The organism is Sphaerisporangium sp. NPDC005288 (genome assembly GCF_040607475.1).
Classification (GTDB): domain Bacteria; phylum Actinomycetota; class Actinomycetes; order Streptosporangiales; family Streptosporangiaceae; genus Sphaerisporangium; species Sphaerisporangium rhizosphaerae.
This window is the reverse complement of the sequence record NZ_JBEXGT010000057.1, coordinates 19,831-35,156: the sequence shown is the minus strand read 5'-3', so window position 1 is coordinate 35,156 and position 15,326 is coordinate 19,831. Positions and strand designations below refer to the sequence as shown.

The 15,326-nt window shown below is 72.0% G+C and carries 13 protein-coding genes; 5 read left to right on the top strand and 8 right to left on the bottom strand.

Going from position 1 to position 15,326, the window contains the following annotated elements:
* Positions 1-44: 44 nt before the first annotated feature.
* Positions 45-1,244, bottom strand: coding sequence for an SGNH/GDSL hydrolase family protein (locus tag ABZU32_RS36250; protein ID WP_354930035.1), 1,200 nt, complete (start codon positions 1,242-1,244; stop codon positions 45-47).
* Between the two features lie 319 nt (positions 1,245-1,563).
* On the opposite strand from ABZU32_RS36250, the gene ABZU32_RS36245 reads away from it, so the two are divergent.
* Entirely contained in the window at positions 1,564-5,025 is a 3,462-nt protein-coding gene (locus ABZU32_RS36245; protein WP_354930032.1) for a BTAD domain-containing putative transcriptional regulator, read from the top strand.
* 30 nt (positions 5,026-5,055) lie between these two features.
* Here the strand turns inward: ABZU32_RS36245 and ABZU32_RS36240 are convergent, their stop codons facing one another.
* Entirely contained in the window at positions 5,056-6,087 is a 1,032-nt protein-coding gene (locus tag ABZU32_RS36240; protein WP_354930029.1) for a recombinase family protein, read from the bottom strand.
* Positions 6,088-6,381: 294 nt separating this feature from the next.
* On the opposite strand from ABZU32_RS36240, the gene ABZU32_RS36235 reads away from it, so the two are divergent.
* Together ABZU32_RS36235 and ABZU32_RS36230 are read left to right on the top strand one after the other, a co-directional pair.
* The gene (locus tag ABZU32_RS36235; protein WP_354930074.1) at positions 6,382-6,951 is read left to right on the top strand and encodes a WHG domain-containing protein; all 570 of its coding nucleotides are present in this window, start codon (positions 6,382-6,384) and stop codon (positions 6,949-6,951) included.
* Positions 6,952-6,987: 36 nt separating this feature from the next.
* Complete coding sequence (locus tag ABZU32_RS36230) at positions 6,988-8,166, top strand: GDSL-type esterase/lipase family protein (RefSeq protein ID WP_354930026.1); 1,179 nt, start codon at positions 6,988-6,990, stop codon at positions 8,164-8,166.
* A gap of 105 nt (positions 8,167-8,271) precedes the next feature.
* Here the strand turns inward: ABZU32_RS36230 and ABZU32_RS36225 are convergent, their stop codons facing one another.
* From ABZU32_RS36225 to ABZU32_RS36205, 5 genes are all read right to left on the bottom strand, one after another.
* Entirely contained in the window at positions 8,272-8,493 is a 222-nt protein-coding gene (locus ABZU32_RS36225; protein ID WP_354930023.1) for a Tn3 family transposase, read from the bottom strand.
* A 26-nt stretch (positions 8,494-8,519) separates the two neighbouring features.
* Entirely contained in the window at positions 8,520-9,137 is a 618-nt protein-coding gene (locus tag ABZU32_RS36220) for a hypothetical protein (protein WP_354930020.1), read from the bottom strand.
* On the bottom strand, positions 9,094-9,594 hold the full coding sequence (locus tag ABZU32_RS36215; protein WP_354930017.1) for a DUF4158 domain-containing protein: 501 nt from the start codon (positions 9,592-9,594) through the stop codon (positions 9,094-9,096). Before ABZU32_RS36215 ends, ABZU32_RS36220 begins: the two co-directional genes overlap by 44 nt.
* A gap of 231 nt (positions 9,595-9,825) precedes the next feature.
* A complete protein-coding gene (locus ABZU32_RS36210) occupies positions 9,826-11,070 on the bottom strand; it encodes a hypothetical protein (RefSeq protein ID WP_354930014.1) in 1,245 nt (414 codons plus the stop codon).
* A 969-nt stretch (positions 11,071-12,039) separates the two neighbouring features.
* Positions 12,040-13,161, bottom strand: coding sequence for a tyrosine-type recombinase/integrase (locus tag ABZU32_RS36205; RefSeq protein WP_354930011.1), 1,122 nt, complete (start codon positions 13,159-13,161; stop codon positions 12,040-12,042).
* A gap of 160 nt (positions 13,162-13,321) precedes the next feature.
* Here ABZU32_RS36205 and ABZU32_RS36200 point away from each other — a divergent pair, with 160 nt between their 5' ends.
* Positions 13,322-14,449: a hypothetical protein gene (locus ABZU32_RS36200; protein WP_354930008.1), complete on the top strand. Its 1,128-nt coding sequence runs from the start codon at positions 13,322-13,324 to the stop codon at positions 14,447-14,449.
* Positions 14,450-14,545: 96 nt separating this feature from the next.
* Here the strand turns inward: ABZU32_RS36200 and ABZU32_RS36195 are convergent, their stop codons facing one another.
* Complete coding sequence (locus ABZU32_RS36195) at positions 14,546-14,782, bottom strand: hypothetical protein (protein WP_354930005.1); 237 nt, start codon at positions 14,780-14,782, stop codon at positions 14,546-14,548.
* A gap of 222 nt (positions 14,783-15,004) precedes the next feature.
* Between ABZU32_RS36195 and ABZU32_RS36190 the strand changes: the two genes are divergently transcribed.
* Positions 15,005-15,325, top strand: coding sequence for a hypothetical protein (locus ABZU32_RS36190; RefSeq protein ID WP_354930002.1), 321 nt, complete (start codon positions 15,005-15,007; stop codon positions 15,323-15,325).
* Position 15,326: the final 1 nt, after the last annotated feature.

Below are 15,326 nucleotides of genomic sequence, written 5' to 3'. Positions count from 1 at the left end.
TCATCACCGGTCGTCACGCCGCGGACCGACTGATGCGGGCCGGCTCAGCCGAACAGCGACAGGTCGATGGAGTCGGCCAGGGCCTGGTAGCCGGCGTCGTTGCCGTGCAGGTGGTCGCCGCAGTGGAAGTCCTGCCTGATCCGGCTGGGGCGCTCCGGGTCGCGCCAGACGGCGTCGAAGTCGAGCACGGCGTCGAAGGCGCCGCCGGTGCGTATCCATTCGTTGACCCTCTGGCGTGCGCTCTCGCCCTCCGGCGAATGGATCTCCGCGCCCTCGAAGGGCGCGATCGTGGTGGCGTAGACCCGCACGCCGCGTTCGCGTGCCCGGGCGACGAGCTGGCGGTAGCCCGCGATGACGTCGTCCGTCGTCACCGGCGCGCCGGGGAACATCTTCAGCAGGCCGGCGAGGGGACCGTCGTCGTCGCGTGGCGCGAAGGAGATGCCGATGTCGTTGCCGCCCACGGAGAGCACCACGTAACCGAGGCCGGGCGTCGCAAGCACGTCACGGTCGAAGCGGGCCAGGACGGCGGCGCCGATGCCGTCGTTGAGCATCCGGTTGCCACTGATGCCCTGGTTGGACAGGTAGCCGGCGCCCATTCCCCGCTCGGCGAGACGTCCGGCCAGCAACTCCGGCCAGCTGCGGTTGGCGTCCGGGGTCGAGCCGGCGCCGTCGGCACGGGAGTCGCCCACCACGACGATGGCCTTGGCCGGGCCGCCGGGGAGCACGTCGACGGCGGAGATGAGGGCTCGCACCGGCAGGACCCCGGCGGTCGCCGGAACGGCAGCAGCGGCGACGGCGTTGCCCGGAATCGTCCAGCCGGTCTCCAGGGCGGGGTCGTGGCAGGTACAGGTCTCCACGTGCCCGGGCAGGTAGAGGCTGATGGACAGCTTGGCGAGGGCGGGCACGGGCAGGTCGACCGGATCGCTGAGGATCGGCGCGCCCGCCGGGACGGTGACGGCCGGCGCCCCGGAGAAGGTCAGCACGCGCTCGCTGCCCGGCCGGACCGCGCCGCCGGCCACCGCGAGGCCCACCCGGGCCGCGCCGATGGTGAAGGGGGCGGTCCCGAACTCGTTGGTGAAGCGGACGCGGATCCGGTGGCCGCCGCCGCTGACGCGCACCACCTGGCGCAGGGTCACGTCGGCGAGGGGCGGGTGGTCGTCGAGCGAGCCGATCCCGTCGTGGGCCGCCTGGGGTGAGGCGCCCCAGCTCCTGACCCAGTTGCCGGCGTCGTTCGTCTCGGTCATCTGTCGCCTCCGTTGTCGGTGATGGTGGTACGGCATGGGAAGAATGAGACGAGTCGCTGACACGAAGCACACACCGAGCACACACGGGGCGAACACGGGGCGAACACGCGGCGGACACGCGACGGACCCCCGGCGGACACCGGCCGACACCGGCCGACACCGGCCGACACCGGCCGACACCGGCCGACACCGGCCGACACCGGCCGACACCGGCCGACACCGGCGGACACCCGGCGGACACCGGCGGATACCGGCGGACACGGCCCTGGCACCGCCGCCCTGCTTCGGGTCTCGCAGGTGAGCACGCGAAGATGGGGGAATGGACGGGGTTGCACGGCTTCGCGTCACGCTGCTCGGCGCGTTTCAGGTCTCTCGCGGCGACGCCGTCCTGCCGGTTCCGGGCGCGCGGTTGCAGGGCCTGCTCGTCCGGCTGGCGCTCGCCGGTGGCCGCGCGGTCGAGCCGGGTGTGCTGGTCGACGCGATCTGGGCCGAGGAGCCGCCGTCCGGCCCCGCCCCCGCCCTGCAGACCCTCGTCTCCCGGCTGCGCCGCGCCCTCACCCCCGCTGGCGCGGCCCACGGCGTGGTCGTGCAGGTGGCCGGCGGATACAGGCTGGCGGTGGAGGCGGCCGAGGTGGACGCGCTGCGCTTCCAACAGCTCACCACCGCCGGTCGGGAGAGACTGCGAGCAGGCGACCCGCAGGCCGCGCGCGTCGCGCTCGCCGAGGCCATGGCGTTGTGGGGCGACCACCCTGGCGCCGAACCCGCGGTCATCGCCGCGGTCGCGCCGACGGTCGCGACCCGGTTGGCGCACGTGTCGATCGAGGCGGTCGCCGACCTCGCCGAGGCCGAGCTGTCGCTGGGGGAGGCCGAGGCGGCCGCGGCCCGGCTGAGCGGGATGCTGGCCGAGCAGCCGGTCCACGAGCGGGCGGCGGCGCTGCTGATGGACGCGCTCGCCGCTCAAGGACGTCAGGCCGAGGCGCTGGCCGTGTACGAGCGGGTCCGCCACACCCTGGCCGACCTCCTCGGCGCCGACCCGGGCACCGCCATGCGGGAACGCCATCTGCGCCTGCTGCGCCCCGGCCGGCCGGTCCTGGCGCCGGACGCCTGGTCCGGAGGCGCCCCGGCGGGAAGCCCGGCTCCAAGCGTCCAGATCGACCCGACGGCTTCGGGCGCCCCGGCCGCGAGCACAGCGGCTTCAAAGGCCCAGGCCGGCAGCCCGGCGGCCTCAGTCCCCCAAGCCGGCAGCCCGGCGGCTTCGGTTCCCCGGGCCGATAGCGCAGCGGCTTCAGGCGCCTTGGCCGGCAGCGCGGTGAGCGAACCCGGCCGGCTCGCCTCCACCTACCTGCCCGCACCGCTGACCGGCTTCATCGGCCGCGATGACGAGCTCACCAGGATCGGTGTCCTGCTCACGACCGGACGCCTGGTCACCGTCCTCGGTCCCGGCGGCGCCGGGAAGACCCGGCTGGCGCTGGAGGCCGCCCGCCGCCACCGTCACGAGTACCGCGACGGCGCCTGGCTCATCGACCTGGCGTCCGTCACCGAACCGGTGAAGATCGCCACGGCCGTGCTCGCCGGTGCCGGGCCGCGGGGCGGTGCGATGCCCACCGCTCGCACGCGAGTCCAGGGCGAGGAGCTGGACGTCCTGATCGGCGAGTTCGGCGGCCGGGAGAGCCTGCTGCTGGTCGACAACTGCGAGCATCTGATCGACGCCGTGGCCCACCTGCTGGCGGCGCTGCTCCCCCGCTGTCCGGGGCTGCGGGTGCTCGCCACCAGCCGCGAGCCGCTCGCGATCGACGGCGAGGCTCTGGTGCCGCTGGCCCCGCTCGCGCTGCCCCGCCCGGACGACGGCGTCGAACAGGCCCGAAGCGCGGCCTCGGTGCGCCTGTTCACCGAGCGGGCCGCCGCCGTGCGACCCGGGTTCGAGGTCGACGAGACCACGCTGCCCGACATCGTGCGGGTGGTGCACGGCCTGGACGGCATGCCACTGGCGCTGGAGCTCGCGGCCGCCCGGTTGCGTACGCTGTCACTGCCCGACCTGGCCGACGGGCTGTCCGACCGGTTCCGGTTGCTCACCACCGGCAGCCGCGCCGCGCCGCCGCGGCACCGCACGCTGCGCGCGCTCATCGCCTGGAGCTGGCGGTTGTTGAGCGAGCACGAGCGCACGGTCGCCGAACGCGTCTCCATCCTGCCCGGCGGCGTCACGCCGGCCTCTGCCACCGCCGTCTGCGCTGACACCGCGGTCCCCGCCGGCGAGATCCCCGAACTGCTCGCCACCCTCGTCGACCGGTCACTGCTGCAGCTCGCGCCCGGCGCCGGCCGCTACCGCATGCTCGAGACCATCCGCGAGTACGGCGTCGACCGCCTGACCGGCGCCGGGGACCTCCGCACGGCCCGGGACCTGGCCGCCGGCCACTTCACCGAGCTGATGGCCCGCTACGACCCCCGTTTGCGCGGGCCCGACCAGCTGACGGCCCTGGAGGTCATCGGCGCCGAGTACGACAACACGCTCGCCGCGCTGCGCCACCTGTGCGCCACCCGGGACTCCCGCGGCGCGATCGCTCTGGCCCTGGCCCTGACCTGGTACTGGCAGATGTCAGGCCGCCAGTCCGACGGCGCCTACTGGCTGGGCGAGGCCCTGGCGGTGCCCGGAGGCGGCCCTACTCCCGAGCGCGACTGCGCCCGAGCCGTCCATCTGCTCAACCGGGCGGACATCCTGTCGGGGATCACCGCCGGGGAGGCCGCGGACGACCGGGCGGAGATGCGCGAGCTGGCCGGCCGGCTCCTCACCCATCCGGAACTGCCGGGCCACTACCGTGTGTTCGGCCCGGTCCTGCTCTTCCTGCGGGAGGAGCAGGCCGCGCTCCCGGTCTTCCAGCGCCTGGCCGACGGCGACGATGTGTGGCTGTCCGGGCTGGCCCACGTGTTCCAGGCCGAGATCGCCGAGAGCGCGGGCGCCCTTGACCGGGCGCGTGTCCACGTGGAGGCGGCCCTGGCCTGCTTCAGGCAGGCCGGTGACCGCTGGGGCCAGGCCGCTACGCTGCCGATGCGCGCCCGGCTGCGGCGGTACGGCGACCTGGATGTCGCGCTGGCCGACCTGCGCGAGGCCCGGATGCTGGCCGGCGCGTTCGGCTCGCCCAGCCTCGGTGACCAGCTCTACAGCGACCTGCGCTGGATCGACGTGCACATCCGGCGCGGCACCACAGATCAGGCGATCGCGATGATCGCCTCCGCCCGTGAACGGGCGCTGCACGCGTCCTCGCCGGAGATGCTGATTCTGGTCGACGCGTGTGAGGCCGGCTTACGGGTGTGGCTCGGCGACCTGGACAGGGCGGCCCGCCTGCTCGCCGACGCCGAACGGGGTCTGCTCGGCGACACCGCGTTGCCCGCTCACCACGTCCGGACTCTGGTCGGCGGCGCACGGGCCGCGCTGTGCCTGGCGCTGGGCGACCTGCCCGGCGCGGACAAGGCGCTGGTGGAGGCGTACGCGGCGGCGCTGGCGACCCGGGAGCTCCCGCTCCTGTCGCTGGTGGCGGTGAACGCGGCGGCGCTCGCCGAGGGGCGCGGCCGGTGGCAGGAGTCGGCCGTGCTGCTCGGGGCCGCAGCCCGGCTGCGGGGGGCGCACGACCACACCGATCCGCAGGTCCGCGAGATCACCCGCCGTGGTCAGGCCGCGCTGGGCGGGGAGGAGTTCGCCGCGGCGTACGCGAAAGGCTGGGAGCTGGACACCGGAAAGGCCGCGACGGCGGCCGGCCCTGCCGCAAGAATGTACGGGTGTGAGTAGTTGCGGTACCGAAAGTGCCGCTGAGATCGATCACGGTCCGGCTGGCGTCGGGGTGAGTGGATCATCCGGCCGCCGGATGCGGACTCGGCGGGGGCGGTGGGGGATGTCGTCGGCGTCCTGGAGGTCGGCGAAGTCGGCGCGGGCCGCCGCGATGGCCTCGGGGTACGCCTCCCTCTTCTCGTGCTCGGCGAGCGCGCGGTAGATGCTCGCGACGCTGGGAGCCTGACCTTTGCGCTCGCCCGTGGGGATGATCAGGTCGGGCTGGATCTGCTCGACGGACTCGCCGTTCGCGCGGCGACGGAGCACGGTGTGGAGCATGTCGTCGGTGATGACGGGCGGCCGGCCGCCGTGCTTGCCCTTGCGGGCCGCCGCGTCGAGTCCTTCGAGGGTCGACTCCCGGATGCTCTCCGGCTCGGTCTCCGCCATCGCCGCGAAGAACGCGAACAGCGGTCGGCCCGGCCCGCTGGGGTCGTACATCCCGGTCAGGGGCCCGGCGAGCATCTCCAGGACCAGGCCGTGGGCGGTGAGGTGGTCGGCGAGCGCGGTGAGTTCGGCGGCGTCGCGGCCGAGGCGCTTCATCTCGTACACGGTGAAGGTGACCCGGCAGTGCGGGGCGTGGGCCTTGATCTGGCGGGCCAGCGCGAGCGCGGCCTCGAACTGGGGCCGTACCCGGACGCGGGTGCTGATCTTCTCGGAGAGCACCTTGTCGCGCGGGATGCCATGCTTGGCGAGCGCGTCGAGCTGCGACTGGAGTTCCTGGGTGAGCGTCGAGCACCGTGCGTACCCGATACGGATGTCGGCGGTCGGAGTGTCCGGCGCGAGGGCGAGCGGGACCAGGGTGCCGGGGCGCCACGGCTGGCCGGGCCCGCGGTCGGCAGGGGTGGGTACGCGCAGGAGCTTGACGAGCCGGGGCACCTTGGTGAAGCGGCCGGTGTGGTAGGTGCCGGCGACCGCGCCGGAGCGCGAGCGGCACGGCGAGCCAGGTCCGGCCCGGCAGCGTGGGCAGGGGTGGCGCTCGACGTCGTCCGCGTCGCTCAGGGAGGCTTCTTGAGGGGCCGTCATGCCCCGGATGCCGTCACAACCATTCTCAGAAGGGCCCCGCACCCGTCTTTGAGTGAGAACGAGTTTTGCGAACCGGAACGGCGCTTCGCGGTCGCCGGGCCGTCACGTTCGATCTTGCTCGGGCAAAGGGCCGTTTGTGCGAATCAAGGCGGGGGTGCCCGTGCGGCTTCGCAGACCTGCCCTCTCGCTCGCCCCCTTCGATGGAGTCGCCAAACCTTAATGAGTACAATGTTTGCCTATAGATTGTAGGTAGATGCATACTGGACATAGACATACTGAGAGTAGGTGATGGTTGTGGTTCGGGCAGGACTGAGCCCGGAGCGGCTGACGCTCGCTGGTGCGGAACTCGCCGATGAGGCCGGTTTCGACCAGGTGACCCTGTCCGCGCTCGCCCGGCGTTTCGACGTGAAGCCGGCGAGCCTGTACGCGCATGTGAAGAACTCCCACGAGCTCAAGATCCGGATCGCGCTGTTCGCACTGGAGGAACTCGCCGACCGGGTCGCCGACGCCGTGGCCGGGCGCGCGGGCAAGGACGCCCTGACAGCCTTCGCGAACGCCTACCGGGACTACGCCCGGGCGCACCCCGGCCGGTACGAAGCAGCGCGGTACCGGCTCGACCCGCGGACTGCCGCGGCCAGCGCCGGCGTCCGGCATGCACAGATGACACGGGCGATCCTGCGCGGCTACGACATGGCTGAGCCGGACCAGACGCACGCGGTCCGCATGCTGGGCAGCGTCTTCCACGGCTATGCCTCCCTGGAGGCGGCCGGCGCTTTCGACCACACGGACGTCGCCGCTCAGCAGTCCTGGGCCTGGACCCTGGACTGCCTCGACACCGCATTGCGGAGCCGGTCCACCCCCTGACCGGCCGCCCCACCCCAGAATCAAAAGTTTGAGGCAATGAGCACCGAACAGAACCTGATCACCACCCCCATCACCGCCGACTTCCTGCGCGGGCACCTCGACGTGGAAGAGACTGCCCACGGCCTGCTGCCGCACCGGCTGCCTGCCTGGGCGCGCCGCCAGATCCCCGACGACCTGCTGGCCGTGGCCGAGGCCCAGCCCTCCGGTGTCCGGCTGGCCTTCCGTACCAGCGCCACCACCATCCGCCTGGAGACCCTGCCCACCAAACGCGTCTACCGGGGCTTCCCGCCCCCGCCGGACGGCATCTACGACCTCCTGGTCGACGGCCGCCTCACCGCCCAGGCCACCGTGGACGGCGGGAACCTGCGCACCATCACTGACATGCAGACCCAGACTGCGGAATTCACCCCGGGCCCCGCCGGCACCGCCCACTTCACCGACCTCCCCACCGGCGAGAAAGACATCGAGATCTGGCTCCCGCACGCGGAGATCACCGAGGTCATCGCCCTGCGCACCGACGCCCCCGTCGAGCCCGCTCCGGACAAGGGGCACCGGGTGTGGCTGCACCACGGCAGCTCCATCAGCCACGGATCCAACGCCGTCTTCCCCAGCACCATCTGGCCCGCCCTGGCCGCCTCCGCAGGCGATGTGGAGCTGATCAACCTCGGATTCGGCGGCAGCGCACTGGTCGACCCGTTCACCGCCCGCGCGATGCGCGACACCCCCGCAGACCTGATCAGCCTCAAGCTCGGCATCAACGTCGTCAACAGCGACGCCATGCGCCTGCGCGCCTTCACCCCCGCCATCCACGGCTTCCTCGACACCATCCGCGAGGGCCACCCCACAACCCCCTTGCTCCTGGTCTCCCCCATCCTGTGTCCGACCCACGAGAACACCCCCGGACCTCTGATGCCGGACCTCTCCAGTGGAACCCTGAAGTTCAAGGCCACCGGTGATCCGGCCGAGACCGCCGCCGGACGGCTGACGCTCACGATCGTCCGCGACGTCCTGGCCGACACCGTCAAACAGCGGTCCGCCGAAGACCCCAACCTCCACTACCTCGACGGACTCGACCTCTACGGCGAGAACGACCACGACGAGTTCCCCCTTCCGGACGCGATCCACCCCAGCCCCGAAGGACACCGCCGCATCGGCGAGAACTTCGCCAAACTCGTCTTCGCAAACAACGGGCCCTTCGCCATCACGACCGGCTGACCCGGATAACCCGTGCCCGGCGGGGAGAGCGTGATGGCTGGCTCCCCGTACCGCACCACCCCGTAGGCGAACAGGACTCGGCCACACATTCCGGGGCTATGCCTCCTAGTCACCGTCCTCGGGCGCGTCCGGAAGGTTGACCTTGTTGCAGGCCACGTCCTCCAGCGGCCCGTACCCGGTGGCCGGCTCCCCGCCGTCGTCGGGCAGGTCGGCCCGCCAGAACCGCTGATCAGCCAGGTCGCGGAAGCGCGGGGCGAAGCGGAAGCCGAGCATCTTGTACAGGCCGAACGCCATGCCGGAGTACGAGGCGTTATCGGTCGCCACCATCTCCGGCTACACCCCGCCATCCAGGTTCAGCAGGGTGTCCAGGGTGTAGAGGGTGTAGAGGGTGTCGCGCGGGGTGCCGCGCACGACCATCGCGCCGATCGTGCACGTCCCCCGCCTTCGGGAACAACGATCTCCACCTTCGCGTCGGTGCCGGCTTCCTCCAGGCGGTCGGCCATCTGCCGCCACGCCGCATCAAGCCCGCGGGTGAGCTGGGCCAGGTGCTCGCCGGCGTCCTCGCTCAGGGACAGACCCGCGAGCACGTCCGCGCGCATCGCCTCCCACCGCGGGCCGTCCAGCAGGCGGGCGCGCGGGTCGGCCCATCGGTTCGAGGGGGCAGCGAAGACGTCGCGCCGGTTCGGGGCGCGGTGCAGCTGCTCCAGCACGCACACCACATACGCGTCCCGGTCGACCGCGCCCTGGGGCAGCTTGGCGTTGGAGAACACCGCTCGGCGCCACATCGCAGGCACCAGGTCCGCGAACGCGGAGATCTCCCCCACCCGCTCCATCGCCCGCACCATCGCGGTGCCCGTCGACTTCACCGGCGGCGTACGCAGCCGCTCCAGCTCCGAGACTCGGTTGCCCTCCGGCACCGCCAGCAGTTCAGCCAGCGCCGGCGCGAGCGCGGGATCGGCCCGGTGCGGCACGGGCCACCGCCTCGTACAGCCGCCGCTCGGCCGCCGTACGGGCCTCCGACACCTGCCGGGCCAGCACCGACACCCCCGGCAGCAGCACCCGGTTCTTCCGCACCCACGTCACCGCGTGGTTGAACAGCGCCACTGGCCCCTCGGCGTGCGTCCACGCCCGCCCGTACAGGAACCCGCGGAACTCCCGCCCCCACCGCCGGTCGGTGAAGTCGCGGTACCGGAACCGCTCCTGGATCTCCTCCGCGTGTTCGTACGGCGTCCTGCGCCGCTCGGGATACCGCTTCACACACGACGCGTCATCGATGCTGAGCTGCCTGGCCAGGTACTCCCACGGCACCGCCAGCGGATCGTCGCCCAGGAACCGGCCGATGTAGCGAACGGTACAGATCTGCACCGCCATGCCCAGCCGGTGGGCGTCCGTACGCCGCAGCGCGATCAGGTCACGGGTCGTCGTCATCGAGGAAGAAGAACCGCTCCAGCTCCGGGCGCGTGGGCACCTGGGTGAAGGTCCCGTACGCCTCGGCCTGCTCGTCAGTCAGAAACTCCACCGGCACGAAGCGGACCGTAGCCAGCGCCAACAGCCGCCCGGCGACCTTTCCGTGAACCCCAGCGGCAGCCGCATCCCGTGTGCCAGCCAACCATGATCAATCTCAGCGGCACTTTCTGTACCGCAACTACTCACACCCGTCTACTGCCTGCGGGCCTCCAGCGCCAGTTCGGCGGTGACGGCGCGTTCGCGCAATTGGGCCGACTCGGCCCGCAGGGTGTCGGCCTGGGCCCGCAGGTCGGCGACCCTGGCCCGTTCGATCTCCAGCAGGGCGGCCAGCCGGTCGCGTTCGGCGACGGCGGCGCGTTCGCCGTCGACCGCGGCCGCCACGGCGGTGGACGCCCGCTCCTCGGCGGCGCGCACGCGGTCCGCGGCCCGCCGCTCGGCCTCCTCGGCGCGGGCGCCCGCCTGGGCGGCGTCGGCGGCCGAGCGGGCGGCCTGTCCCACCGCCTCGGCTCTGGCCTGTTCGGCATCGCCGGCCCGGCTCTGCGTGCGGTCGCGCTCGGCCTCGGCGGCCTGGGCTCGGGCGATCGCCGCGGCGGCGGCCTGCTCGGCCTCCACGCGTGCGCGGCGGGCCAGTTCGGCCTCGGTGCGCGCCGCGTCCCGCTCGGCGGTGGCGCGTTCGGCGTCACGCCCGGCCTCCTCTGCCAGCTGCCGCGCCCTATCGGTCTCCTCGCGCGCCTCGCGCGCTTCGGCCAGCGCGGTCTCGACCTGCTCGCCCATCTGCTGGATCGCCTGCTCGCGCTCGCTCTGTGCGCGGGCGGCGCGCCGGTCGGCCTCATCGGCGACCTGCTTGGCGCGTCGTTCGGTGGCGGCCGCCTCGCGCAGGGCGGCCAGGGCCTGCTCGCGGGCGGTCTCCGCGTCCGACAGGGCGGTGTCGCGCTCGGCCTGGGCCTCGCGGATCCGTCCGCGCATCTCCTCGCGTTCGCGCCGGGCGTGCTCGGTGGCCTCGCGTGCCAGCCGTACCTGCTCGAAGGCCTGTTCACGCTCGGTGCGGGCGATCGCGACACGGGTGTGCGCCTCGGCCTGAACCGCGCTCAGCTTGGCCTCCACCCCGGCGGGGCTCAGCTCGTCGGCCAGCACCTGCGCCAGCGGGGCGATGGCCGCCGCGAGCCCTTTCTCCATGCGGTCGTACAGGTCTTCGGCCCGGGCCAGCGCCCCCTCGAGGCCCGGCGTGGCGCGGCGCATCTCCCGCTCGCGCTTGGCCGCCGCCTGGCAGTCGCCCAGCGGACAGTACTCCTTGGGCCGGCCGCGCCCGGAGCGCCGTTCGATCGCCGCCCCGCAGTGCTTACACGCCGTCACCGCCCCGGCGCCCCCCGCCGCGGTGTCCTCCAGCGTCCCCGCCTCACCCACGCCCGCCTGCCCTTCGTCCCCCTTGATCGCCACCTCCGCATCCTAGCATTTACGAATTTCCAGAAATTGAAAATCAGAAACAACGATCCATTGCGTCCTCCAGGTCTGGAGCAACTAACGAGAAGGAGACTTCCCGCAAGTAACCCGACCTCCATCCCCCGGCATGACGAAAGGCGGGCCTTCCCTGCGGTTGGCGCTGAGAACGATTACGGTCTGCTGGTGTCCCATCTCACTCGAACTGGCGCAGTCTCACCGAAGTTGGCGCCATTCATGGTCCCGTCTCACCCACTTGGCGTGCTGACTGTTCTGCGGACTGCCACGAAGTTGTCCTGCAGTAATGCCAGTTGATGTCAGTGGATTTGCCACTTCGTGTCAGCAAGATCACTAGATGTCACTTGATCCGTCCGACGGAAGTTTTGCGGCACCGACAGTTTCCCAGCTAAGAGCTTTGGTCTCTGGCAATCCTGCAGCTCTTCGAGCGGTCGTTGCTTCGTGCAGCACACCGACTACTTCTTGTCCACGAGCAGCATCCTCTACGGCCTGCTGGGGTCGCTTAGTGCGCTCCGATGCTGTTTCCGTTCGTCCTCGACTGACAAGCTGTATCGACCTGCCACGTACTGACAGTCCCCCTAGACGCTCTGACCTGCATATTTGCCATCAGGTGTCAGTGCTGTCGTGATCTAGGTGTCAGTGGCGCGCTTTCAGTCGCCACCCGTGTTGTCCCGGTCGAAGATCGACGTTGCGCATGGTGCTGCCGCACGAGCGGCTCGACCTTGTTGTCAGCGGCGATGCTCCTCGCTCTCCCATCCTCCGCTCCTAGCTCAACGCTTGGTCTCTTCGCCGGTGCGCGGTTTCCGCGAACGAGGCGAAAGACGGCGTTGGGGGCGGCGTTCTACGGTGTCGGCGCTCGCAACGGCGCGGAACCGTGACTGTCTCAGGGGCGCTCAGGGAAGTCTTCGCGATAGGTGGCACCGCCTGAACCCTCAGCCGACGCTGCCGGCATCAGCTTGCCGAGTTAGGGACGGCGACGAAGGAGATCAGGCGGGTGGCGGGGTGGCGGTCCAGGGCGTAGCGGGCGCGGTCGTAGCCGCGGGTGGTGCGCGGGTCGGCGTGGCCCATGGCGTCTTGCACGTCGCGCAGGGCGGCGCCGGCGTCCAGGGACAGGGTGGCGAAGGAGTGCCGCAGTGAGTGCGGGGTGAGCCGGTCGGCTGAGGGGATGGCGGCGGTGCGGGCGATGCGGCGGATGAGTTTGGTGATGGCCCAGCGGTCCAGGCGCCTGCCGCCGAGGTGGGGGCCGGATGCTGTGGTGACGAACAGCGGTCCCCGCAGGTGTTCATGCGGCTGGCCGCTGCCGGCGCGGTCGGTCAGGTAGCGGTCGAGGGCGTCGGCGACGGGCGGGGCGAGCGGCAGGGGCTGGCGTTTGCCGCCTTTGCGGGTGACGGTGAGGGTGCGCCAGCCGCGGTTGTGGCCCAGGTCGGTGATGTCGGCGTTGCAGATCTCTGAGACGCGGACGCCTTCGGTGAGCATGATGGCCAGCAGGGCGGCGGTGCGCAGCCGGACCGGGCGGGGGTCGGCGGCGGCCGCGGCCAGGAACCGGCCGGCCTCGTCGCGGGACAGGGCGATGGTGGCGGAGGTGTCGCGGTCGGGCCGGGGCCGGTCGACGGCGGCGACCGGGTTGCGGTCGCAGGCCTCGTTGCTGGTCAGGTAGCGGTACCAGGAGGAGATCGCCGACAGTTTGCGGGCCACGGTGGAGGCGGCCGCGCGGGCGGCCAGGTCCGTCTTGTACAAATCGACGTCGGCGCGGCGTACCGCCAGCGGGTCCAGGGCGCGGTCGGCGCACCAGGTGAGCCAGTGGGTCAGGTCGGTGCGGTAGGCGGTGGTGGTGGCCGGTGAGGGCCGCGATTCCAGCCAGATGGCGGTCAGCCGGTGCACGCCGTAGGGGTCGGCGAGCTGGACCGGGCCCAGCGCCGGGAGCGCGGTCACGTCCCGGGCCAGGTCCGCGCGCCGCCGTTCCAGCGCCTCGAGCGCTCCGCCGGTGACCGCCGGTGCCGCAGCGGTGGCCGTGCCAGCCGTGGTGGGCATGGTGGCTGCTTCCGCGCCGTCGGCCGTCTGCGTGCTCACCATTCGCCCTCCTCGGCGTCCGCCGGGTGTCTGTCGCCGATGAGGATCGACCGTACACCATAACCGTGATTATGGGGTACGACTTGTCGACATGGATTTCGCGCACTCAGTGACGCGTTTTATTTTCGCGTGCTATTGCGCGAATTATCGATAGAGTGTGAGGGTGATCGACGAGCAGCGAGCCGACCTCCACGACGACACGCCCCACCCCGCCGGGACGCCCGACGCCGAGCCGGGGTGCGCGTTCTGCGGCACCCCGCTCCCCGAGCCGCCGCTGGACGAGCACGGCCGCCGCAAGGCCGGCCGGCCAGCCCGGTACTGCCGCAAGGCCTGCGCCGACGCCGCCTCCCGCGCCCGCCGCACCCACCAGCACGCCGCCATCACCGACCACCTGACCGCCGCCGCCCGGCTCGGCGCCACCACCGGCCCGGCGCTGGCCGAACTCACCGCGGTGCTCGCCGAGCTGACCGGCAGACTGCGACAGGCCGAGACCGGCGCCCTGGCCCAGATCCACTCCGCCGAGCAGGAGGCCACCGACGCCCGCGCCTTGGCCGAGACCGCCGAACAACGCGCCACCGACGCCGAACGCGCCCGCCGCCAGGCACTGGCCACCCAGCGCGCCGCCGAACAGGCCCGCGCCGAAGCCGAACGGCGGATGAGCGACACGCGCGCCGAGACCGACCGGATCCGCGAACAGGCATGGCGGCAGGTCGCCGAACACGACACCGCCCGCGCCCGCGCCGAGGCGGCACGCGAAGCGGCGCTGGCCGCCCGCGACGAGGCGATCGAACGGCGCGACACCGCCCAGCGCGAACTGGCGGAGCTGCGCGCCACCTGCACCCGGCAGACCGACCAGATCGAGGCACTGCGCCAGGCACTGGACGACCAGCAGACCGCGCACACCGCCCAAGCCGCCCAGCTCGCCGACGCCCGCGCCGCGCTGGCCCAGGCCACCGCGGCCGCCGACCTACTGCGCGAGCAGACCAGCGCGGCGCTCACCCGCGGCGAGGCCGCCGAGCAGCGCCACGAGCAGGCCGAGCGACGGGCCGCCCACGCCGAACAGGCCACCGCGCGCACCGCCCAGCAGATCGAACAACTGCGCGCCGACGCCGAACGGCAACTGGCCGCGCTCACCACCGCCCACCAGGCCCAACTCGCCGCGATCACCGCCCGCGCCGACGACGCCGTCGAACGCGCCCGCAGAGCCGAAGCCCAAGCCGACGAAGCCACCCGGCAGCTGCAGGCGGCGCGCGCCGAACGCGCCCAAGCCCAAACGGGTACGGCGCGGTGAGCCCCCCGCGATAGCGGGGACAGCTCGGAGAGCGGACTCAGCGCACCCGCCCCTGCACCGTCGTCACCCAGCGGTGCACGCCGGCAGAGAAGGCGATCAGCCGACGTCGAAGGCCGCGACTCCGGCTGCGCCACCAACGGCAAGCAGCGATCGCGGCAACCCCGCAGCATTCGTGTACGGTACGACGCTGAACGATGTGACCGGAGCACCCATCACCACCCGCGCGATTTCGATACCGGTGAGCGGATCCAAGACCCGCACCGTCCCATCATCGCCGCTGGTGGCGAGCAGGGGGCGGCCGCCGGGACCCGGCACCACCACCATCGTCTGCACCCCACGCGAGTGCCAGGTGTCGGGGCTTGATCGACAACGGAACGGTCAGTGGCGTTAGCGAGCCGACGCGGGCGGAGTTACCGCCAACCACCGTTCCAATGTCGTTGGGCTCGATGTCCGCGTCGGGTGTCGAAAAATCGACCGATTCCTGAACAAGATCAAAAACCTGCTATTCGTGCCCCGATCGAGCCCGGATGGTGCGCAAGAAACGGTGTCAAAAAGGTGGCGTGCGTCGACGAGGAGAAGCTGACGGCGAACGCTCTGTGGGAGGCGGTGACCGGGAAGCCGGGCACCCAGACTTGGTACGAGCGGGTGCACATCACCTGCCGCAGTCCGGAGCCGGAGGTGGCCCGCAAGGCGGAGAACGAGCGGATCTACGGTCCGCGGCGCGAGCGCGCTGAGAAGGCGAAGACGGAGCCAGCCACAGCCGCTCAGGTGAAGTACCTGACCACGCTCGCGGAAAAGGTCGGCAAGGAGCGGTTCGACGCCGAGTTCGCCAAGGTGATCAAGGATCTCGGACCAGCTCACCGAACCGGCCGATGAG